20 protein-coding genes and 1 other annotated feature are annotated in these 22,652 nt (G+C 44.4%); of the genes, 5 read left to right on the forward strand and 15 right to left on the reverse strand.

Going from position 1 to position 22,652, the window contains the following annotated elements:
• Positions 1 to 2 precede the first annotated feature (2 nt).
• Together FFM74_RS06105 and FFM74_RS06110 are read left to right on the forward strand one after the other, a co-directional pair.
• The gene (locus FFM74_RS06105; RefSeq protein WP_137625747.1) at positions 3 to 1,304 is read left to right on the forward strand and encodes a glycosyltransferase family 2 protein; all 1,302 of its coding nucleotides are present in this window, start codon (positions 3 to 5) and stop codon (positions 1,302 to 1,304) included.
• Positions 1,305 to 1,976: 672 nt separating this feature from the next.
• Positions 1,977 to 2,312 carry a ribonuclease G gene (locus tag FFM74_RS06110; RefSeq protein WP_137625748.1) on the forward strand — a complete coding sequence of 112 codons (336 nt, stop codon included), beginning with the start codon at positions 1,977 to 1,979 and terminating at the stop codon, positions 2,310 to 2,312.
• Between the two features lie 200 nt (positions 2,313 to 2,512).
• Here FFM74_RS06110 and rplT read toward each other — a convergent pair whose 3' ends face one another.
• The 15 genes from rplT to ytpR form a co-directional block, all read right to left on the reverse strand.
• Positions 2,513 to 2,872, reverse strand: a complete 360-nt coding sequence (gene rplT / locus FFM74_RS06115) for a 50S ribosomal protein L20 (RefSeq protein ID WP_137607420.1) — start codon at positions 2,870 to 2,872, stop codon at positions 2,513 to 2,515.
• A 35-nt stretch (positions 2,873 to 2,907) separates the two neighbouring features.
• Positions 2,908 to 3,102 carry a 50S ribosomal protein L35 gene (rpmI, locus tag FFM74_RS06120; protein ID WP_024623797.1) on the reverse strand — a complete coding sequence of 65 codons (195 nt, stop codon included), beginning with the start codon at positions 3,100 to 3,102 and terminating at the stop codon, positions 2,908 to 2,910.
• A 21-nt stretch (positions 3,103 to 3,123) separates the two neighbouring features.
• Entirely contained in the window at positions 3,124 to 3,624 is a 501-nt protein-coding gene (gene infC / locus FFM74_RS06125; RefSeq protein ID WP_171000664.1) for a translation initiation factor IF-3, read from the reverse strand.
• A gap of 43 nt (positions 3,625 to 3,667) precedes the next feature.
• Positions 3,668 to 3,792: a sequence feature (ribosomal protein L20 leader region), on the reverse strand.
• Between the two features lie 44 nt (positions 3,793 to 3,836).
• Positions 3,837 to 5,801, reverse strand: coding sequence for a threonine--tRNA ligase (gene thrS / locus FFM74_RS06130; protein ID WP_137625750.1), 1,965 nt, complete (start codon positions 5,799 to 5,801; stop codon positions 3,837 to 3,839).
• Between the two features lie 324 nt (positions 5,802 to 6,125).
• Positions 6,126 to 7,061 carry a primosomal protein DnaI gene (gene dnaI, locus FFM74_RS06135; RefSeq protein WP_137625751.1) on the reverse strand — a complete coding sequence of 312 codons (936 nt, stop codon included), beginning with the start codon at positions 7,059 to 7,061 and terminating at the stop codon, positions 6,126 to 6,128.
• 3 nt (positions 7,062 to 7,064) lie between these two features.
• Positions 7,065 to 8,462 carry a replication initiation and membrane attachment family protein gene (locus FFM74_RS06140; protein ID WP_137625752.1) on the reverse strand — a complete coding sequence of 466 codons (1,398 nt, stop codon included), beginning with the start codon at positions 8,460 to 8,462 and terminating at the stop codon, positions 7,065 to 7,067.
• An 18-nt stretch (positions 8,463 to 8,480) separates the two neighbouring features.
• Positions 8,481 to 9,002, reverse strand: coding sequence for a transcriptional regulator NrdR (gene nrdR / locus FFM74_RS06145; RefSeq protein WP_137625753.1), 522 nt, complete (start codon positions 9,000 to 9,002; stop codon positions 8,481 to 8,483).
• A gap of 41 nt (positions 9,003 to 9,043) precedes the next feature.
• On the reverse strand, positions 9,044 to 9,646 hold the full coding sequence (gene coaE / locus FFM74_RS06150) for a dephospho-CoA kinase (protein ID WP_137625754.1): 603 nt from the start codon (positions 9,644 to 9,646) through the stop codon (positions 9,044 to 9,046).
• Between the two features lie 8 nt (positions 9,647 to 9,654).
• Positions 9,655 to 10,479, reverse strand: a complete 825-nt coding sequence (mutM, locus tag FFM74_RS06155; protein WP_137625755.1) for a bifunctional DNA-formamidopyrimidine glycosylase/DNA-(apurinic or apyrimidinic site) lyase — start codon at positions 10,477 to 10,479, stop codon at positions 9,655 to 9,657.
• Between the two features lie 11 nt (positions 10,480 to 10,490).
• Positions 10,491 to 13,139 carry a DNA polymerase I gene (gene polA / locus FFM74_RS06160; protein WP_137625756.1) on the reverse strand — a complete coding sequence of 883 codons (2,649 nt, stop codon included), beginning with the start codon at positions 13,137 to 13,139 and terminating at the stop codon, positions 10,491 to 10,493.
• A 140-nt stretch (positions 13,140 to 13,279) separates the two neighbouring features.
• Positions 13,280 to 13,999 carry a Bax inhibitor-1/YccA family protein gene (locus tag FFM74_RS06165; RefSeq protein ID WP_137625757.1) on the reverse strand — a complete coding sequence of 240 codons (720 nt, stop codon included), beginning with the start codon at positions 13,997 to 13,999 and terminating at the stop codon, positions 13,280 to 13,282.
• Between the two features lie 304 nt (positions 14,000 to 14,303).
• The gene (locus tag FFM74_RS06170) at positions 14,304 to 15,272 is read right to left on the reverse strand and encodes a ribonuclease H family protein (RefSeq protein ID WP_137625758.1); all 969 of its coding nucleotides are present in this window, start codon (positions 15,270 to 15,272) and stop codon (positions 14,304 to 14,306) included.
• Positions 15,273 to 15,337: 65 nt separating this feature from the next.
• Complete coding sequence (murC, locus tag FFM74_RS06175; RefSeq protein WP_137625759.1) at positions 15,338 to 16,651, reverse strand: UDP-N-acetylmuramate--L-alanine ligase; 1,314 nt, start codon at positions 16,649 to 16,651, stop codon at positions 15,338 to 15,340.
• 61 nt (positions 16,652 to 16,712) lie between these two features.
• Positions 16,713 to 19,262: a DNA translocase FtsK gene (locus tag FFM74_RS06180; RefSeq protein ID WP_137625760.1), complete on the reverse strand. Its 2,550-nt coding sequence runs from the start codon at positions 19,260 to 19,262 to the stop codon at positions 16,713 to 16,715.
• Between the two features lie 32 nt (positions 19,263 to 19,294).
• On the reverse strand, positions 19,295 to 19,936 hold the full coding sequence (gene ytpR / locus FFM74_RS06185) for a YtpR family tRNA-binding protein (RefSeq protein ID WP_137625761.1): 642 nt from the start codon (positions 19,934 to 19,936) through the stop codon (positions 19,295 to 19,297).
• A gap of 454 nt (positions 19,937 to 20,390) precedes the next feature.
• Here ytpR and FFM74_RS13835 point away from each other — a divergent pair, with 454 nt between their 5' ends.
• The 3 genes from FFM74_RS13835 (at position 20,391) to FFM74_RS06195 (ending at position 22,621) form a co-directional block, all read left to right on the forward strand.
• Complete coding sequence (locus tag FFM74_RS13835; RefSeq protein ID WP_263405150.1) at positions 20,391 to 20,516, forward strand: hypothetical protein; 126 nt, start codon at positions 20,391 to 20,393, stop codon at positions 20,514 to 20,516.
• A gap of 99 nt (positions 20,517 to 20,615) precedes the next feature.
• Positions 20,616 to 21,581: a DUF3644 domain-containing protein gene (locus tag FFM74_RS06190; protein ID WP_137625762.1), complete on the forward strand. Its 966-nt coding sequence runs from the start codon at positions 20,616 to 20,618 to the stop codon at positions 21,579 to 21,581.
• A 716-nt stretch (positions 21,582 to 22,297) separates the two neighbouring features.
• Positions 22,298 to 22,621, forward strand: a complete 324-nt coding sequence (locus FFM74_RS06195; RefSeq protein ID WP_137607406.1) for a PepSY domain-containing protein — start codon at positions 22,298 to 22,300, stop codon at positions 22,619 to 22,621.
• Positions 22,622 to 22,652: the final 31 nt, after the last annotated feature.

Genomic DNA, 22,652 nt, shown 5'->3' on the forward strand with positions numbered 1-22,652 from the left:
TGATGGAAATTCTGCAAACGTTAAAGCCATTTGAAAGCATCTGGAACTTCGTCTTACTATTATTAGTCTCCTACCCGATTTTAGGGGCGTTCGCCTGGTTTGTAGGTGTCATTTGTTACCAAACCGTTTATCGGCACCGGCACACCGAATTTCAGCCCTTAGTGCCCGAGGAACAGCCATTTATTACGATTATGATTCCCGCGCATAATGAGGAAGTCATGATTAAAAACACGATTGACTATCTCATGAACAGCTTGAACTATAGCAATTTTGAAGTGTTAGTCACCGATGATGGCTCAACTGATCAGACGCCAGAAATTTTAGCAGCGCTACAACAGAAATATTCCAACTTACGGGTGATCACGATTGAAAAGAATCAAGGCAAAGCCCATGCCTTCAACGTAGGGGTCAGCTTTGCCAAGGGTGAATTCATCTTAAGTAATGATGCAGATTCGATTCCAGAACCAGATGCGCTCTGGAAGTATATGACCTACTTCATTGGTGAAGAACATACGAATGTGGCGGCAGTTACTGCTAACATGGATGTTCAAAATCGTAGCAAGCTCATTGCGAAGTCACAAACCGTTGAATTCTCAAGTATTGTTGGCGTGATCAAGCGTAGCCAAGTTAGCGCGCTGGGTAACATGTATGCCTACAGTGGCGCTAATACCATGTATCGGCGTGATGCCTTAATCGACGTCGGATTATTCCGTCAAGATCGTGCAACCGAAGATATTAGTATTGCTTGGGATCATCAGATCAATGGTTGGACAACGGTTTTTTCACCGGACATTCTCTTTTATATGAACGTTCCTGAATCACTAAAAGCGCTCTACCACCAGCGAAAACGTTGGGCAAAGGGTGGCACCGAAGTCTTGTTGACTAACTTTGGTCGCGTGATGCGACACCCACTCCGTTACTTGAAACAAATGGCCTTTATCACCGATCAAACCTTAAGTATCATCTGGTCGTTATTCTTCTTTATCTCAACGATTCTATTCGCGATTTCATTCATCACGTTTATCTTCACTGGCAACTACGAGCGGCTGTACCACATGTTCTGTATGGCCTTCATCTTTGTTACCTTCGAAATGTTTGCGGGATTATTACAACTACTTTCCGCCTTAATCGTTGATGACCGCGGACGTAAGTTGAAATACTTGATTTTCATGCCAGTTTATATGTTAGTTTACTGGCAAGTTAACGCTCTTGCGTTAGTGATGACGTTAATCCCAGCCATCAAGACCATCATGGGACATGGTAGCGGCACTTGGGTTAGCCCGGTACGGAAACAGTCCACTTAGCCAAATAGTCATTGAGTATCTGTTAATCAGATACTCTTTTTTAATCAGCACCTGAAGGTTGAAAGGACAAAAGAGCTCGTAGACACTGTCAGATAGGCAACAAGCATTTTCAAATTAGTGATACTCCCGCTCCGGCAGACAGAATCGCTGTGCTTTGGTGGGACAGCCGCAGCCATAGTGTGGTCTGCGACTTCGATTCAAAGCCGACAACCTGCGTCTTAGAATCGCCCTGTAAGATTAGGCGGCCAAGCCCCGCCGACCAATCTTACCGACACAGCACAACGATTCTGCCTGCTTGCGCTAAATCCTAACGCAAAAAACAGTTAAATTAGCTGGAAGTCGCCGCTGATAGTATCGGTCGTGACCGTGGCGTTGGGTCGGCATGTTTCTTGCCGGCGTTACGCCACGGACGGTCCGGGACACTTGCGCTTTTGGCAAGGGTTCCGGACGAGGTCCAAGACGTTCCTGGCTTGGACCGGTCCCACGACCGCATGTGATCAGTCCCAACCGGAAGCAACAGCTAACAACAAATCGGTCGTAGCTTCAATTACTTGCGGTGGTTAACAATTAGCCCTACCAATTTATTTACTTTTCAGTTATACTAATAATCGCCATAGATGACCCAATCAACGGTCAGCTATGGCGACTATTATTTTTGGAGGAATAATCACCATGGAAGAAAACGGTAAACAAATTCCTGAAGAAGTGAAAGGCTGGAACTGGGGCGCCTTCATGTTCAATATTTTTTGGGGTATCGGGAACAAATCATATCTCCCACTACTTGTACTGATTCCAATCTTTAATCTCGTTTGGTTCTTTATCGTGGGATTTAAAGGTAACGGTTGGGCTTGGCAAAAAGGCAACTACACCGACGTGGCAACATTTAAGGCTGTGCAAGCTACTTGGAACCGTGCTGGCTTAGTATGTTTCATCTTATGGATCATCGGGTTCTTAGCCTACATCATCTTCACGGCACTCTTTGCATCATTACTTTTTTCAAATTTTTAGACCGAAAAGCTTGGCGCTTAATTCATCGTCGGCCAACTTTTCTGCTTGAGGTTAATGCTATTATTAAAAAGACTAGTACCAACTTGCTCTAAACAACAAGTCGATACTAGTCTTTTTTCAATTCCAACTGGACCTAACAAAAAAGACGCCACCAAATGATGACGTCTCCTCTCGAACAATGATGTTCGTTTAAGTTCTAATTAAGCAGCAAGTGCTTTCTTAGCTTCTTCAACTAATGCTTTGAAAGCATCAGCATCGTTAACAGCTAAGTCAGCTAACATCTTACGGTTCATATCGATGTTAGCAAGCTTCAAGCCGTGCATTAATTGACTGTAGCTAATGTCGCTCATACGGGCTGCCGCATTGATACGGGCAATCCAGAGACGACGGAAGTCACTTTTACGCTTCTTACGATCGCGGAATGCGTATTCGTATGACTTCATTACTTGGTCCTTAGCAACCTTAAATTGGATATGCTTAGCACCACGATAACCTTTAGCTAATTTTAAAACGCGCTTACGACGTTTACGTGTTACAGTTCCACCTTTTACTCGAGCCATCTTATTTCCTCCTAGATTTAACTAAAACGTGTTAATTATTTTTGTAATAACTTGTGATATGTTTTGACCATTGGCTTTTCGATCACAGCCGTACCACGTAATTGGCGACGTTGTTTCTTAGTCTTACCATGGAAACGATGACTGGTGAAAGCGTTGGCGCTCTTAATGTTACCTTTAGCGGTTACTTTGAAACGCTTAGCAGCAGCGCGGTTTGTCTTTTGTTTTGGCATAATCAATAATCCTCCTAGAAATTACTTCTCAATTTTTGGTGCTAGCACTAAGAACATGCTTCGGCCGTCCATCTTAGGATAGGCTTCAACCGTTGCAAATTCTTTCGTCGCTTCAATCATTCGGTTCAAAACTTGGCGACCAATATCCTTATGGGTAATGGCACGGCCCTTGAATCGAATCGAAACACGAACCTTGTCACCTTTTGACAAGAACTTTTGGGCATGGTTCAGCTTCGTGTCAAAATCATTGGTGTCAATGGTTGGGCTTAAGCGTACTTCCTTAATGCTAACAACCTTTTGTTTCTTACGGGCTTCCCGTAGTTTCTTTTGTTGCTCGAAACGATACTTCCCATAATCCATAATTCTGGCCACGGGTGGTTTCGCTTTCGGTGCAACTAAAACAAGATCTAAGCTCGCATCTTCTGCAATCTGCATTGCTTCTTGTCGTGACTTGACACCTAATTGTTCACCATCACTGGCAATCAAACGTACTTCGTGAGCACGGATGCCGTCATTAACCATCGAATCCTTAGCTATGGTAATTCACCTCCGTAAAATTTCGAGAAATCCACAAAAAGAGCGGGCGCATAACACGCCCGCTCACTCCCGTTAATGGGAATAAATTCATCGTTCATCTGCCCGATAACATCTGGTTACCAAGGCGAGAAGCGGGTGCTTCTGCTTTTTTTCTCAACTCCAATACTATATCAGAATTGAAATCTGGTGTCAACTAATTATTTGCTGGCGCCACGACTGTAGTTCTTGACTTCTTCTGAAATCGCATTAACAAACATGTTAATCCCTTCAGATTCCGTCCGTTCTTCACCGTACTTACGAACTGAGACTGAACCGTTAGCGACTTCTTGGTCACCGACAACGAGCAAATATGGAATCTTCTTCGTTTGTGATTCACGAATCTTATAACCCATCTTTTCATTGCGGTCATCAATGCTGACCCGAATGCCGTTAGCTGCTAAACGCCGGCGAACGGTTTCCGCATAGGCGCCATGCGCCCCGTTATTAACAGGGATAACCGTAACTTGTTTAGGTGCTAACCAAGTTGGGAAGGCCCCTTTATAAATTTCAGTCAGGTAAGCCACGAAACGTTCCATAGTTGAAACTAACCCACGGTGAATCATGACTGGACGATGTTCTTCACCATCAGAACCGACATACTTCAAATCGAAGCGTTCTGGCAACAAGAAGTCCAATTGAATGGTCGACAAGGTTTCTTCACCACCAAGGGCCGTCTTAGTTTGAACGTCCAACTTAGGACCGTAGAAAGCAGCTTCCCCCTCAGCTTCGAAGTAATCCAAGCCCATGTCATCCATGGCTGACTTCAACATCTTTTGGCTTTGTTCCCACATAGCATCATCGTCGAAATACTTAGCCTTGTTAGCTGGGTCACGATAACTCAAACGGAACCGGTAATCAGAAATATCAAAGTCTTTGTAAACTTCAACCATCAAAGCCAAGATGTTTTTGAATTCTTCTTCGATTTGATCCATGGCAACGAAGGTATGACCATCGTTCAAGGTCATTTCACGAACTCGTGATAACCCAGTTAAGGCACCAGATTTTTCATAACGATGCATCATACCAAGTTCAGCAATCCGCAATGGGAGTTCACGATATGAACGAATGTGATGATTGTAAATTTGAATATGTGATGGGCAGTTCATTGGACGTAATTCCAATTGTTCGCCGTCACCCATGTCCATTGGTGGGAACATGTCTTCACGATAGTGATCCCAATGACCAGACTGCTTGTAAACATCCAAGTTAGCTAAAACTGGGGTGTAAACATGTTGATACCCGTTCGCAACTTCCTTGTCGACAATATAACGTTCGATTTGACGACGAATCGTTGCCCCGTTTGGCATCCAGTATGGTAGCCCGTTACCAACCTTAGGATCAACGAAGAATAAATCAAGTTCATTCCCAATGACCCGGTGATCGCGTTCACGTGCTTCTTGACGTTGTTTCAAATCTTCATCTAATTCTTTTTGCTTTAAGAAGGCCGTCCCATAAATCCGTTGCAACATTGGATTGCTGGACTTGCCTTGCCAATAAGCACCAGCAACTGACAAGAGTTTGAAGATCTTAACTTTACCAGTTGAAGCTAATTGCGCCCCATCTGATAAGTCAACAAAATCCCCTTGCTTGTAGACCACAACTTGGCCATCATTTTCTGCGGCCCGGTCGTTAACCAAGTCTTGTTGATAAGGATCGTCGCCAACTAACGCTAATGCATCAGCTTGAGATAAAACTTCGCGGACGATTGGTAAATCCTTTTTGATGATTGCTTGCATCTTTAGGCTAACGGCCTCTAAGTCGTCTTCACTAATTTGCTTGCCATCAGCATCTGGATTGTCGGTATCGAAGAAGAAGCCATTGGCGTTACCTTCGCCACTCCCAAAATGAACTTTAGGGAATAGTTGTTTAACGGCATTTGCCAAAATTTGGGCCGCGGTCTGACGCAAGACTGCCAGTCCTTCGTCGCTGTCGGCAGCGATGATTTCGATGTTACCATCGGTTGTTAGCGGTTGACGATAATCAACGACTTGATCGTTGAACTTCCCAGCAACTGACCGTTTGGCCAATGAGGGACTGATTGACTTTGCAATCTCTTCCGTCGTAACGCCGGCGTCAAATTGCTTTTCAGCGCCATCAGGGAACTTAACATTAATACTTGCCATAAATTGACACACTCCTTCAAAATTTACCCACTCACCAAAACACTGCGCCGGGACGACAAAAAAGTCCCTAATGCCAGACTAAACTAGCATTAGGGACGTGATTGACGTGGTTCCACCCGATTTTTCAGTGCGACAAGGCACACTGACTCATTAGCGCTAATAACGGACGCGTTCCGGCTCAATTGAGCATGTTCACAAAAGTGGTATCTCGAATAATCCGGTCTCAAGCTTCCAGAACTAGGCTTGGGTCTCTGTAATCCATGAAAATCGAGCATGTCTTTTGCATCTGTTTTTATTAAACCACTTTCGGCCTAAATGTCAACACTAATCAGTCGGATTTAGCCGCCGATTACGCCCAATCATTTCAATCTCGGTTGATAAATATCGAACCCGTTGCATGATTCGTTGGGCTTTAATGGGCTCTTCATCACCCTTTTGCGAGATGGTTAGATAACCATCCTGCAGTTCTTGCATCGAGAAGTTCGATGAAAAACAGGTTGGCAACTCTTCTTGCATCCGATACTCCAAAATGACGCCCAGAACATCGTCTCTAATCCAAGTCGAGGACGCATCAGCGCCAATATCATCGATCATTAAAATCGGGGCGCGTTTAATCGCATCAACTTTATCACCAGAAGTGTTATTACTGATTGACCGTTTCATTTCCACCGCAAAGCTCGGAAAATGAATCAATGTCGTTTGATACCCCTTGGCAGCGAGCGCATTCGCCATCGCACCGAGTAGGAACGTTTTACCAACACCAAATGACCCATAGAGATACAGACCACGATGGAAACGCTTTGGCGCTTGCGTATAAGCATCAATAAAATCCAATGCAGACATCAAGGCCGCCGCGCGATCACCATCTTGATCATAGGCGGTCAAATCCGCCGTTTCGATATTTTTGGGCATACTAATCGAGTGAACCCGATGCTTCAAGTCACGTTCAGCTTGTGCTTCTTGGAATTGTGCCGTTGGTTGGTACGCAATGTCGATTAAATGATTGCTCATCACTAATTCCGGTTCGTAACCTGGCACTTGTGTCGGTTCATGTCGCGCAATTTTACGCTTTTCTTGACAAAATTCATAGAGCTTAGTTGCGCTACGATCCAACGCATCACTAGATAGTTCCTGTTGATGAGCGGCTAAAAACTGTCGAACATCTGGATCTTGAAATACTGCCGTCATGAGTTCCTGATACTGATGATTTAAATTACGCTTATTCATCAAAATCTTTAACGTCTCAGAAATATTCTCCATGTTTTAGTCCCCTTTCTCGGAATTTGCCTCTAGCTTGGCTAATCGCTCCGCCAACTGTTTGCGTTGTGCTGCCGTAATTTGGTTAGTCCCCGCCTTCGCCGCACCACTCGCTTGCTTTTGGGCCCATTTAGGCACAATTTCTTTACGTGGCGCCCGGCCATTACGGGCCCGCGATGGCCGTTTGCTGGTCGTCTTGGGCTGCTGCCGTTCGTGCAAGTAACTCAGGGCAGCTTCCGGCGTCATGATATCGTGTTGTTGCCAGTCATTTGCGACCGTTTCCAACAAGTTCTTATTTAACGCGGCGAGTTCACGATTTTGTAACAAATAGTAAATGACCATATTGATCACAGCATTCGGCAAGACGCCACGATTTACTAAATCATGGACTAGCCGACCTTCACCACTCGTGACAAACCCATGTTTTTCCTGCTTGAGCATTTCTAAAAACTCATGTGGCGCCAGTTGTTTTGCAAAGTTAACCACTTGTTGCTCAGCCGTCGACAACTTGATCGTGGTCGGCGCAGTGGCACTCGCTGCCGCCGCCCGTGCTTCCAGCTGTTCAGCACTGCTGCCCGTTGGCCGTTCATAGCGACGGGCAATCAATAATTTTAGCTGACTCTCGTCGAATCGACCGGTCGTCAAGCTAGCCACTTCGCTAATCAACTTGGCCATCTCGATTTCACTGATACCATAGACTCGGCTCTCCGTCATAATTAATTGACGGGAACTAGCGACTTGTTTCAGATCAACATAGTTTTGCTTCAAAATTTGGCCCAAAACTTGCCAATCGAAAGCTTCATCAGTTAAATCCGGCATCGAAATCGGGGTGGCTTCGCGAGGCGTCATATCCGCCCGAACAGCTTGAATTTCAGCCGGGACGTGGGTCACTTTTTGACTATCAATGTGAAACACATCTAATAAGTTGGCGGAAACATCCGTCGCCGTTTTCAAATCCAATGGCGCCGGGGTAAATTGATCCGCTAACTGTTGGTATCGTAATTCACCAACCGTATCTAACAGCAAGACACTCAACAAATCATCCGCAAAAAATTGTGCCGCCGGTAGCGGTCGTTGCAAGTCGTAAATATAAGCCTCACCTAAATCGTCTTGCTGATAGTAGCTCCGCAATAAACCAGTGGCTTCCAACTTTTTGCGCGCCGCTAATACAGCCGGTAGATCAACATTTAAAATGCCTAACAATTCCGTGTGTGACCGCCGATTGCTAAGCTCCATAGTTGGCGCTTGTAAACTGCGTAACGCTGCGGCTAAACTATAGGCGAGTGGCCCAATTAGCGGTAGATAGAGCTCTGCAAACACCTGCTGCTCCGCCGTGCTCAAGACTGCTGTCATTGGCACAACGAATCCCGTTTTGGGCGACAAACCTGGCTCATTTTCAGGCATTTTATTCACCAGTTTTCATTAATTATCTTTTTTCGCTTTGGGCGCACGATGGGCCGATTTCGTTGGCTGTTTCGCCAATTTAACCTTGTCGCGCTCCATCATATCTTGGAGTTCATTTAAGAAGACGTGCATATCCTTGAATTGCCGATAAACACTGGCAAAGCGAATATAGGAAATTTCATCAATATCCGCGAGTTTCTCCATGACGTATTCACCAATCACTTGGCTAGAAATTTCATTTTCACCCAAAGAGCGAACCTTATTTTCAACGTCATCAACTACGCCGGTCATTGTTTCCATGCTGACAGGCCGTTTTTCTGCGGAACGAATAATTCCCCGCAAAATCTTCTCACGATTGAATTCTTCACGCGCACCGTTCTTTTTGATCACTAATAACGGTGTTGCTTCGACACGTTCAAAAGTGGTAAACCGAAAGCCACAGTTTTCGCATTCACGCCGGCGTCGAATCACGCGACCATCATCAGTGGGCCGACTATCAACTACTCGCGAGCCATTATGATGACAATGTGGACATTGCATAGACTTCTCACCTCATTTTCTACTTAAACCGTCAAATTATCTCAATTTGACTTAATAATCGTTTTCAGCCATTTTAACACGGCCGTTCTTGTTTTATCAACGTTTTCCCCGTTATCAATGACAACATCCGCCCGTTTGACCTTTTCAGCCAGTGGCAGTTGACTCGCAATTCGCGCGCGCGCCGCTTCTGCGGACAAGTTATTACGAGCCATCAATCGGGTTAAAACAACGTTTTCGGGTGCGGTAACCACAATCACTTGATCACAAAGATGCTGCCAGCCACCCTCATATAATAACGGGACATCTAAAATCACAGCTACCGGCTGCTGCCGTCCTGCCAAAGCGATTGCTTCCAGCATGGCGCGCTGAATTGGCATGCGGGTGAGCTCAGTTAGTTGCGCCAGCTTTGTCGAATCGTTAAAAACCTGCTGACCTAACCACTGTCGATTGAGCTGACCATCTGCTAGCAATGTTTTGGGACCAAAAGTTGCCGCAATTTTTTGCGTTGTCGGCTGCCCAGGACCTTCAACTTGCCAAGCAATTTTATCAGCGTCCACAATCGGCAAGCCAGCGTCCGCCAACATGGCGGAAACCGTTGACTTTCCGGTGGCAATACCACCAGTTAATCCAATCAGTTGTGTCATGTGCTCACCTATAACCGTTGTTCGTGCGGGCAAAAGTGCGTCCCACGCTGTGCAACTTTGATCTTTTCAATTAAGGTGCCACAACGTTCACAAGGCTCACCTTCACGGCCATAAACGTGCAGTTCATTTTGAAATTGGCCAGCTTCGCCAAACGCATTCGAAAAGGAATGGACCGTCGTGCCATGGCCTTTAATCGCTTTCGCCATCTCATCAATAATATTCTGACGCAAAGTGGTGATTTCAGCCGCTGTCAATGAATTCGCTGGCCGCATTGGATGAATCTTACTCAGCCAAAGAATCTCATCCGCGTAAATATTGCCAATCCCGGCTACTTTACTTTGATCGAGTAACAGTGGCTTAATCATCTTTTTCGATTTTTGGAAAATTTCAGTTAAATAGGCTACGCTCAAGTCGCTCGCAACTGGTTCCGGACCGATCTTGGCCAGACCGCCAACCGTCAATTCTTCACCAGTTGGCACCAGGGTCATCCGGCCAAATTTTCGCGTATCGTTGTACAACAAATCACGATCATCGGTCAAATGGAACACGACATGCGTATGCTTCGTTCGTCCCTCACCGGTTGGCATGACAAAATAATTGCCTTCCATTCTTAGATGCGACACCATCGTGAGGCCACCGCTAAACCGAAATAATAAATACTTTCCCCGTCGGTCAACCGTCTGGATGGTCTGCCCGGCGAGTCGCTGTTTAAAGCTGTCAACATCGTTATTGATGATTTTAGGCCAGTAGACGTCAATACTCGCAATCGTGGCGCCGCTAACTAACCGATTTAACCCGCGGCGCACCGTTTCTACTTCAGGTAATTCTGGCATTCGATCACTTCCTATTTCGCATCGTACCAAGTATCGCCAAAATGACTTTCGACTTTCAAAGGCACTTCTAGTTTTATCGCTGAATCCATCACGGCAGGAACTAATTTTTCAAGCACTGGAATTTCTTCCTTAGGGGCTTCAAAAATCAATTCATCATGTACTTGTAACAACATCGTCGCTTTTAAGCCAGCTTCTTGTAATTTCGCTTGCATCTTAATCATCGCAATCTTGATAATGTCCGCTGCACTCCCTTGAATTGGGGTGTTCATCGCCGTCCGTTCAGCGAAAGCCCGTTGATTAAAGCTCTTGGCGTGAATGTCTGGTAAGTAACGACGACGGTGAGAAATCGTTTCAACGTAGCCTTGTTCGTGCGCTTGTTTGACAATATCGGTCATATATTGCTTAACGCCGGGATATTCTTTGAAATACGCGTCAATAAAGGCTTTGGCTTGTTTCCGCGTGATGCCAATATTTTGTGACAAACCATAGTCGCTAATGCCGTAAACAATCCCAAAATTAACCGCCTTGGCTTGCCGACGAATATTCGGTGTCACTTCTTCAGGGGTTTTCAAGTTAAAGATTCGCATCGCGGTGGCGGCATGAATGTCGTCGCCTTCCTTGAAGGCTGCCTGTAAATTTGCATCATGGGTGATATGTGCTAACACCCGCAATTCAATCTGAGAATAATCTGATGAGAAAATCTGCCAACCCGCATGACTCGGGACAAATGCTTGCCGAATTTTACGACCTTCTTCAAGCCGGACTGGAATATTTTGTAAATTCGGGTCCACAGAAGATAGTCGGCCAGTTTGCGTCAACGTTTGTAAATAACGCGTATGCACTTTTTGATCTGACGAGTGAATCGCATCTAACAGCCCCACGACATAGGTGGATTGGATTTTTGAAATTTGCCGGTATTGTAAAATATTCGCCACAATTGGCGCGTCTGGTGCTAATTTTTCTAGCACATCCACGGCAGTTGAGTAGCCCGTTTTGGTTTTCTTGATGACGGGTAACTTCATATCCTCAAATAAGATTTTGCCCAATTGTTTAGGTGAATTAATATTAAACTCTTGGCCAGCTTCATGAAAAATTGTCTGTTCAATTTCGCTAAGACGTTCCTTAAACTGACTCCCCATCGCCTGTAACGTGCTGCTGTCCACCGTAATTCCGGCAATTTCCATTTGTGCCAGCACAACGGCCATTGGTTTTTCAATATCGTCGTATAACGGCGCTTGTTCATTTTCATCTAGCTTGGTCATCAGTTCCGCATGTAATGCCGCAATGGCCGCCAATTTACGAGCCAAATGACTGAAGAAAATCGTATCGTCATCTGGAATCGCCCGTTTGACCCCTTTACCGTAGACGGCTTCATCTGTCGGCAAATCCAGATAACCGTGTTGTTCCGCTAGGTTGCCCAGATCATTGCTGTTATCGTTAGTATCCAATAAATATGAAACCAACAACAAATCAAAATCAACCGCGTGTAAACTAAGCCCCAGACGATTCAAACCAACGATCGTCCGCTTCATGTCAAACACGTTCTTTTGAATCGTTGAACTCGCAAGTAAGTCAGCGACAGCTGGTTGCATGAGTAATTCGACATCTCGACTGATGAACCAGTGGCCGTCATGTCCAATCGCAAAGCCAGCAAAGGCCGAAGTATGATAGTTAGCCGTGGGCATTTCAAGGTAGAATTCAACGGCCGTCTTAAATTGCGCCAGTTCGCCTAAATTTTCCTTGGTCAAAACCGTATAGTCAATTGGGGCTGCCGGTTCGGCAGTGTTGACCTTTAATTTTTTCAAGAAAGATTGAAAATCCATTTTCTCATAGAACTCAGCAAGCTGATCAATATTTGGCCCAGCATAGGCTAAGTCAGCAACACTGACGGCAATCGGTGCATCCCGTTTGATGGTCGCCAACACTTTGGCACGAGTGGCCAACTCGTGGTCTTCAATCAGATGTTCCTTCATCTTGCTTTGTTTCATGGCATCGACATTTTCATAAACGCCTTCGATTGACCCATATTCTTTTAATAATTTCAGTGCCGTCTTTTCGCCAACTTTGGTCACACCAGGATAATTATCGGAAGTATCACCGGTTAACCCCTTCATATCAATGATCTGGGTTGGTGTAATACCTAATTTTTCTTGAACATGTTCCGGCGTATACCGTTCAACTTCTGAGACACCCTTAACCGTGACTGCAACGGTGATGTTCGCGGTCGTCAACTGCGTCAGATCACGATCACCGGTCACAATCGTTGTCGTATAACCAGCGGCATCTGCTTGCCCAGCCAGCGTCCCGATAATATCGTCGGCTTCATAATCTTTTAATTTATAATGTTGAATCCCATAAGCGTCTAAAAGTTGTTCAATATATGGCATTTGTTCTGAAAATTCGCTGGGCGTCTTCGCCCGGCCACCCTTATAGTTATCGAACATGGCCGTCCGAAAAGTCGTTTTACCCGCGTCGAATGCCACTAGCATATCCGTTGGTTCGACGGCTTTGATCATGTGATCTAACATCGTATTGAACCCATAAACCGCATTCGTATGCAACCCGTCTGCCGTTACAAACCGGTCAAGTTGATTGTGTAATGCGAAAAACGCACGAAACGCGACGCTATTACCATCAATCAATAATAATTTTTTAGCCATTAATTTGCGCACCCCTTCAAGTCGAGTTATTAGGTTAATTGTACCAAACTATTGCAGCCAACGGGACTCAGACGATTAAAAAACGAGCACCTGACAATTATCGTCAAGCACTCGCACCGGTAAAATTTTAAAGTTAACGCTTAGTTCCGACTTGAACCGCCGCCAAAGATTTGGACGAAGTATAGGAACAAGTTCACGAAATCCAAGTAAAGTGATAAGGCACCACTAACGGCTAACCCAGTCGATGACACTTGGTCACCATATTGAAGATACATATCACGCATCTTGTTCGCATCCCACATTGATAATCCAGCGAAAATCAACACGCCGATATATGAGAAGACATAACTAATCATTGCGCTTTGCAAGAACAAGTTAACGACGGAAGCCACTAATAACCCAATTAAAGCGGCAAACAGATGTGTCCCTAAACGTGACATATCACGCTTGCTAGTCGTCCCAATCACAGCCATTGTTGCAAAAACCGCGCTAGCTGAGATAAAGGCACCCGTAAGCACCGCACCCGTATACAGTGACAACATGATGGACATTTCAACACCAAACACGACTGCGAATAACATCAGTAAAGTAAAGCTTGCTGCTGGATTGCGCGTCGCATTCTTTTGAATCCCACCAATCATTGCAAACATGCTAATCATGAAAATGAATAACGCAATGAAAGGATGTTGACCAAAGAGCGCATTAATTTGCGCTGCAAAGACATTAATGGATAAATAAACCGAAAACGCCGAAACTAAAACGGCTAACGTCATAAACCCATACATTTTTGTTAAGAAGCTCCGTAACCCAACTTGTGTGTTAATTGTACTTGGTTGCGGATTTTGTTGAAAATTATTCATAGAATCCCTCTTTCACCTAAAATTTAAATCAATCGGTCAAATCCCGAGTTGATCGTGCCGGTTGGCGTCTCTAGCATTTCAGCCACTAGCGAAAAGCCAGTGACAACCCTCACGCTAATTTTTCAATTGCGTGGTGTAACCACAATCTCATTGACATCCAATCAGTCACCTCAACTTTCTTGTCATCTAGTGTATCAGATTAGTCAAAGAAGGTAAAACAGTTTGGTCATGAGAAAATTATAAATTTTTCTTAGGTTTTGAAAACGACTTCACGCTCAACCCGTCGAAACCGGTAATCAGTCGCTTAACGATGCGACTCATCTTGCCAATTCTTAGCAATTTCGGCCATCGCCTCAACCGAAGCCTGTTGCGCTGCAGAACTTGTAAAGTGACCAAGTTTGTCCGGGGTTGCGGTCGTTTTTTTAGGTTGGGCCGGTGACTGTGACGCGTTCACCGGCTTACTAGGCTTGGGCTTTGCTGTCGTCGTGGCAAACAGGTCTCCCTGCACAGTTGTCGCTGGTCGTCCCGGTAACTTGGCTGTCGCATTCGTTGCGGGGATTGGCTGACCTTGGACCATGTGATCCATGGTCTGGTTAAGCAGCTGGTCAACTAAATTGTTACCCGCGGTTGTCGCATGACCTTTGACCCATTTGAACGACAAGCTCGTAAATTGACTTAACTCGACGTCAATCATTTTCCAAAGTTCACTGTTCGCCAACGGCTGATCACCAGCGCCTCGCCAACCACGTTTTTTCCACCCGGTCAGCCAGCCCTTTTGAATCGCATTCAACACATATTTAGAATCCATAATGACCAAAATCGGTCGTGCAGCTTGTTTCGTTTCAAGCAAATAATTTAACGCTTGCAATAGCGCCATGATTTCCATGCGATTGTTAGTCGCGCCCCATTCGCCAGAAGTCCCAGTGATGGTTTTACCGGCCGCACTCATCTGAAACGCCCAGGCAGAACGATCCGTTGGCTTGACTTGTCCGCCTTGAACATTACCAGTGTTGCGGTTGCCACCATCCGTATAAACGATAATATCAGCCGTCACCGCTGAGGCTTCTGGTTTCGTGGTTTTTGGCTGTTTCCTCTGAACCGGCCTAGTCGCCGCGGTTGAACCTGCTAAAAAAGCTTCCGCTGCTTCACGATTGGGAAAACTTTTATACTGTGCCCCTGAGTAATGATCAATTTGAGCCTGACAATCTGCCCAACTGCGATAGATACCAGGTTTGCGTCCCACCCGGACTGCATAAAATTTGATTTTTGCCATGTCACTCTCACCTTTCGGCCAAAAAAGCATTTAGATGGTTCCCATCTAAATGCTTTTCCAGATAATTACTTAGTTTTTAAGTCAGTATAAATCTTTTCATATTTTTGAATGTCACCGGCACCCATAAAGACTGCCACGGCGTCATGATATGCTGTCAATGCAGACATGTCATCAGTCGTAATGATTTCACCGCCATTAGAGAGCTTGTCAGCTAAATCTTGAGAGGAGACATCGCCACTCTTTTCACGTGCAGAACTGAAAATATTCGTTAAGAAGACGTGGTCTGCCTGACTTAAACTAGTGGCAAAACCGTTCATCAAGGCCTTCGTACGTGAATACGTGTGTGGTTGGAACACCGCTAAAATTTCCTTGTCAGGATACTTTTGCCGTGCAGCGTCTAAAGTTGCTTTGATTTCTGATGGATGATGCGCATAGTCATCAATCATGACCATATCACCAACTTTAGATTCAGAGAAGCGACGTTTAACCCCGCTGAAATCTAATAACTCACGGCGAATTTCATCCAAGTCAACTTTTTCAAAGTATGACACTGCGATGACCGCCGTGCTATTCAAAACGTTGTGTTCACCAAACAATGGGATTTCAAAGTTACCCAATGACTCGTCATGATATTTCACTTCAAAAGAAGAGCCTTTAGTCGTCCGTTTGATATTAACCGCTTGGAAATCGTCGCGATCTTTCGTCCCGTAGTAATAAATCGGCGTTTGAATATCTAAGTGACGCAAACTTTCGTCGTCGCCCCAGGCAAAAATGCCCTTCTTAACTTGACTCCCAAATTGTTCAAAAGCCGTCTTCACATCAGCCAAGTCTTTGTAATAATCAGGATGGTCAAAGTCGACATTGGTCATAATGGCATAGTCAGGGTGATAAGCCACAAAGTGCCGACGGTATTCATCCGCTTCAAATACAAAGAAACGGGCGTCAGGTGTGCCTTTACCGGTCCCATCACCAATTAAGTAACTGGTTGGTGCGATGTTACTTAAAACGTGGGCCAATAAGCCAGTAGTTGACGTTTTCCCATGTGTACCGGCCACACCGATACTCGTATAACCGGACATCAATTTACCTAAAAATTCATGGTAACGATAGACTGGTAGTCCCATTTCACGCGCTTTTTTGATTTCAGGATGTTCGTCGGTAAAGGAATTCCCGGCAATCACCGTTAGGCCCTCATGAATATTGTCCGTTGAAAATGGCAACATCTTGATTCCAGCTGCGGCCAGACCCTTTTGTGTAAACGTATATTGTTCGATATCAGAGCCTTCAACTTGGAAACCTTTATCGTGTAAAATCAAAGCCAATGAGCTCATGCCTGAGCCCTTAATCCCAACAAAATAATAAACTGTCTCTTTATCCATTGTCCTAATAATCTCCCATGTTTATGATTCATCAATTAAGTGGTGAACCGTTAATTTTTAGTTATGAATTAGCTTGTAATTTAGTTAAATCTTCTGCCGTAAAATAAACATCGCGTGGCTTTGATCCCTTCGCCGGTGAAACATAGTTGCGTTGTTCTAAATCGTCGATCAGATTGGCTGCCCGGTTATAACCCACCGAGAAAGTCCGTTGCAGCTTCGAGGTTGAAACAGTGTCTTCATCTGCTAAATAGGCTAAGACCTCCGGCATCAACTCATCTTGATTGCGCGCCGCTTCTTCATGCTTCACTAAACGATCCGGTTGAAACTCATAATGTGGCGCGGCTTGATCACGAACAAACTGAGCAATCGCATCAATTTCACTCTCAACATAAGTCCCTTGTAGTCGAATCGGCGTACTCTGGCCGTTACCAAGATATAACATATCCCCACGACCGAGCAATCGTTCGGCGCCACTCGTATCCAGAATGGTGCGTGAATCAATTTGACTCGCAACCATGAACGCAATTCGAGTCGGGATGTTATTTTTGATGAGTCCGGTGACCACGTCGACACTTGGTCGTTGCGTGGCAACTAACAAATGAATCCCAGCCGCGCGCGCCTTTTGCGTAATTCGGGCAATGTAATCCTGAACTTCACTGGAAGCCACCATCATCAAATCAGCCAACTCGTCGATCACAATGACGATATACGGCATTTTCAGCCCATCTTCATGATGTTCGACTGCCATCGCATTAAATTGCTCAATGTTACGGGCACCACCAGCCGCTAATTTTTCATAGCGATTATCCATCTCGTCCACGACCCACTTCAATGCAGCCGAAGCGGCCTTAGGTTCAGAGATCACGGGTGCCAATAAGTGTGGCACTTTATCGTATGGTGCTAGTTCCACCGCTTTTGGATCAATCAACAACAACTTCACTTCTTGTGGATTCGCTTTGTATAACAGTGAAACCAAGATACTGTTGATGAACACCGATTTACCAGAACCAGTTGCCCCAGCAATCAGACCATGTGGCATCTTCCGCAAATCAGTCACTTGCGGTTGACCAAATAAATCGACCCCTAGCGCAACGGTTAGTGGCGACTGACTATCTTTGAACTTTTGCGAATTCAAGACTTCTGACAACATGACTGGTCGTGAGGTCTTATTTGGAATTTCAATCCCGACCGTATTACGGCCAGGAATTGGGGCTTCAATTCGAATATCTTTAGCGGCTAAGGCCAACTTCAAATCATCGTTTAAATTCGTGATTTTGCTGACCTTAACCCCACGTTCGAGCTTCACTTGAAATTGCGTCACTGTCGGACCAACTGTCCAATCAACAACGTTTGCGTTGACACCAAAAGCATCCAGCGACTCGTCTAACGCGCTGGCCTTACTTTCAATCCAGTCATCCATCTCAGACTCATCAGGAATTACTGGCGCTTTTAACAAGTCCAGCGGTGGCAAATGATACTCAGCCAATGCTTTATCCGCTAGCACTGGGGCTGCAGATGTTCCCGAATGAACAGCCGAAGTTGGTTCAGCCTCGGTAGGTTGATCACTAGCTGGCGCTGACTGCGCGGTAGTCGATTGGACTGATGCCAAACTGGTCGTTGCGGTACTGGTTGGTTGCGGTGTCGCTTCAGAACGTGGCCGAACCCCAACGGGCTGATAAAGTTCATCGTCATCATCAGTACGCGACTCATCCGCCGCTGCGTGTGAAGATGGCTCGTCACCGGCACTATTAACTTCCGCTTCATCTGAGGCTTTTTCTTTGAATAGCGCCAACTCTGCTTGTGCATTGTGTTCCTCAGTCATAATTGCATCTAATGAGAGCCCAAGACCATGACTTGGTTTCAGGGCCGACTCGGGAGTCTCATCCGCAGCCGTAGACTCTGGTGTGGCTGTAAGACTTGCTAACTCAACAGCTGCCGACTGTGCGGCATCAGATTCCGCTTGGCTTGTGACTGATTGACTAGTCGGGGCAACCACGGTTGTAGCGCTCGATTCAGTCGCGTCAGTGTCACTTGACGCTGCGGCTTCCGACGGCTGTTCTTCAGCAACACTAGTTGGTTCAAAAACTACAGTTGGCGCTGAGGCCACCACGACTTCTGGTTCAACCCGCGTCGGTACTGACGGCTGAAAGACCACGGTTGCTGTCATGCTAACTGGCACTGCAACCGCAGCAATTTCAGCCGTTTCAGAATCAGCAGCTTCATTGCCGTCAGCCGTTGTAAATAAGAAGTACGAGTCAATTGGCTTATACAAGCTGGTTTCAACTTCTAAGTAATCCGTTTCATCGGATTGCATAGCCACCCCTACCGCAGCCTTAGATCGCGTCAGTTGAGCTGGAATGTGGGTCGGATGAAAGTCGCCATGGGTGACGCCATTAAAAGGTTCTGCTGACGTTGCTGCCGCACTCGCCACTTGCCGTTTTGGAGACACAGCTGAATAAGCCGCCGCAGCTGAGCGCGGTGCTGATGACGCTGCCGCCGATGCCGGTTGTGACTGTGCAGGAGCTACCTGGCTGGTCGCGGCGGATGTCGGTTCTTTAGTGATGTAATCTCGATATTTCCGGTAAAACGCCGGCCCATCATAATGGTTCATTTTCAATCATCCTATTTTTAGTGTGCACTAGCTTAATCAGTAAATAATCCTTGTGCCCGGTCGAAATCAAACGCATCGCCAACCTTTTGAAAATCAGCAGGTAAAATTAGTGCCCCGGGACGTTGTGGTGCCTGTGGTAAGTGTAATTCGCGACCAGAAACGATCATGCCATCACTTTCAACGCCACGTAGTTCGCCTGGCCAGATAATCAGACCATCTGGCATCATGGCACCAACTTTGGCGACAACTACCAAAATGTCTGCTTGCATGTTAGGTGAACCACTGACGATTTGTAACGTTTCGCCCTCCCCTACTTTAGTCTTAGTCACTAATAAATGATCCGACTTGGGATGTGGGTCGGCACTTTCAACATAACCAACAACAAACTTGTCGGCAATATCTAAAACTAAATCCGGTTCAAAATTTGTGGCCGTTAATAATTTATTTAATTGGTCGACTTGGTCAGCAGTTAAGTGGACCTGACCATTAACATCTAATTTTCCAAGGGTCTTCGAAACTTCAAAAAAGTTGTAACCGAGCGTTTCACCGGTTGCCGTGTCACTAATTCGCGTGACATTTTGATGTGTTTCTATTTTCTGGTCAGCAGTGTCTGGTCGTAAAATAGCGATCAATGTATCGCCTAATTCGGTTGGATTATAACTTGTAATTAACATTTGAAACCCCTTTACTCTCATTCTAAGCGTTCAATTAAACATTATAGCCTATTTCTGATGATTCTTACTGATTAATTATGACTTTTATTGTTTTCTTTTGACACACAATAATAGGATACCACAACTGGTCTAATCGTTGATTTATCAAGGTTATAAAATTTATTGTCCCAACTAATACAGAAATCGGTTGTAACATCACTCGCTCCTGATAATTGAAATGTAACTAAGCTCACAGTTTCCCAAAAAACGGGTCGATATTAATCACTCGTTGCACTTAGTTTGAACCAAGAAAAAAATGCAACAAATGCTAGACCTCTCTAAAGTTATCGCAAAATCAATTTGAAGCCCAATCGTGAAATCACCAAAACTGTTCATCCATATTGTGACCGCTTGTTAAAAGAATTTCGCTTTTGATGTAATTGTTTAAGAAGTCATTTATTTTGGCGAACTAGTAATGAAAAAAGGATGGGCCATCGGAATTGTCTTATTAGCATCACTGACACTTGTCGCTAAAAAGAAAAAAGCCGCCGCCCTATCTCAAAATAAGGCGATGGCAAAATCTAATCGCATGGCTAGGTGAAATCAAAGAACAAGACAAGTTCATTCAATAGCGCAACTCCTGCTCCCCGCCTGAGTTTGTAATGCCAATAAAATTACACTAAGGAAAGGATGTAAGCAAATGGAAAATTTATCAAATCGTTTGGTGAAGAAAAGTATCGAAGCATTTGTCATGGGAATTGAAATTTATAACAAACCAACTATTCGCTATCGAATTGAAGGTTTTTCATTTTTTGCAATTAATGCTTGGGAACTGATGCTAAAGGCAGAATTATTAAATCGAGGTAAAAATATCTATTACAAAGACGACCCGGATAGAACGCTTAGTATATCTAATGTCATCGCAAAAATATATACGGATAAAAACACCCGAATTCGTTTGAACCTGGAAAAGATTATTGATCTTAGAAATATCAGCACACATTATATTACCGAGGACTATGAAGTTAAGTATGCACCGTTATTTCAAGCATGTGTTTTAAATTTTGTAACCGAAATTAATAAATTTCATTCAGTCGACATGACCGACTATATTCCACAAAATTTCTTAACAGTTTCAGCCAGTTATGAGCCACTATCTAACGAACAAATTCAATTAAAGTACCCACCAGAAATCGCCGAAAAGTTTATCGCAAAAGCAAATGAAATTGACGTGCTCAGTCAAGAATATGCTTCCGATCGTTTCGCTATAACTATCAAACAAAATCTATATATTACTAAGAAAAAAGATGACGCGGACTTTACAGTCAGAATAGATCGTTCCTCGGATAATGGGGTTGCCTTTATTAAAGACTTGAAAGACCCCTCCGATACCCATAAATATTCATATAATAACGTAATCAAAGCGGTTCAAAACCGTCTGGCAAAAAAGAAGTTAAAATTAGATTATTCATCCGGATTCAATCAGTATGTATTAAACTTAGTCATTGATTTTTATAATATCAAACAGAATACCAAGTATGCTTATCAGCACGTTATTGGCAAGCAGCATAGCTATACTTACTCTCAACAATTTGTCGAATTTATCGTCAGACAGATTGAAAAGAATCCTGTAATATTCGTTAAAAGTTTAAAATCGAAGAAATAAAAAAAGATAACCCCAGGCACATAGGACTGCTCAGTACCAAAGTACCTACCCCATTTTGGGACCCAGTGTTATTCCTTCTCAAGTTATCTTAACGTTATTTTAACGTACAACAGTCCATACGGTCAATCATATTTGCTCAGTAGTTAAAAAGCATTCAGACCCGCCAGAGTTTGAAATGTGTCTGCACATACATCGGGTTAACTGCACCCTTTTATAAATATAATAATGCCGCAATAAGGCACTGCCGGTGAGTTCTTGCTCAAATTGACGCTGCCGTACAATTTTCTAAGGAACCAGTATTTATAAAACTTGCTAAAACAAATACAATAATATTTTCTTTTATGATTCAAAATGACATCTTGTACGCTTTTCGATTCAATTACGATAATTTAGTGGGCAACCGGCATGAAAAGCAGCAGGACTATCAGACAGAATTGGCGGCACCATAAAGCCGAGCAGGCATTGAACCGGGTGACGCCCTTTACGACATACGCACGCTATCAAAAGGAATAATCGCGAACTTGCCGAAAAAATTGCCGAACTTTAATCAGCTGTGGGATTTTCTGTGGGAACTTTTTCCAAGCCCCACCTTCAAGTCAGATAACTAAATGTTTTAAAAGAACGTTATGACTTTTATTTGTTTTATCGTCAATCATTGGTATACTAACTTTGAACAAAAAAATCCCACGTTGAGTTGGTCGAAAGGAGCACGCAACATGAATAAACAATTACAGTACGGCGGCTTATTAGCTGTTGGGATGGCCGGTCTCGCTGGTGGATTTTCCGTTGGCGGGCTATTGAAGCGTTTGCGCCGACCAACACCCAATCAGATCTTAAACCAAGTCAAACGCGCATTCTTAAAGGAAGCGCCCATTGAAGGCTCTTGGATTGAAATGAAAAAAGCTCCATTACAGAAGTTCGCTTTACGAACTGATGTCTATTATGGCGGCATTACACGTTACGAAGATGGTCAACTCGTTCAATACGAATTTTTGGCTGATGCGAATACGGGTAGTATTTTAGATATTTATCGACTTTAAAAAAAATTGTTCACACCAGAAAAATGGCGTG

The organism is Lactiplantibacillus pingfangensis (genome assembly GCF_005404945.1).
Taxonomy (GTDB): domain Bacteria; phylum Bacillota; class Bacilli; order Lactobacillales; family Lactobacillaceae; genus Lactiplantibacillus; species Lactiplantibacillus pingfangensis.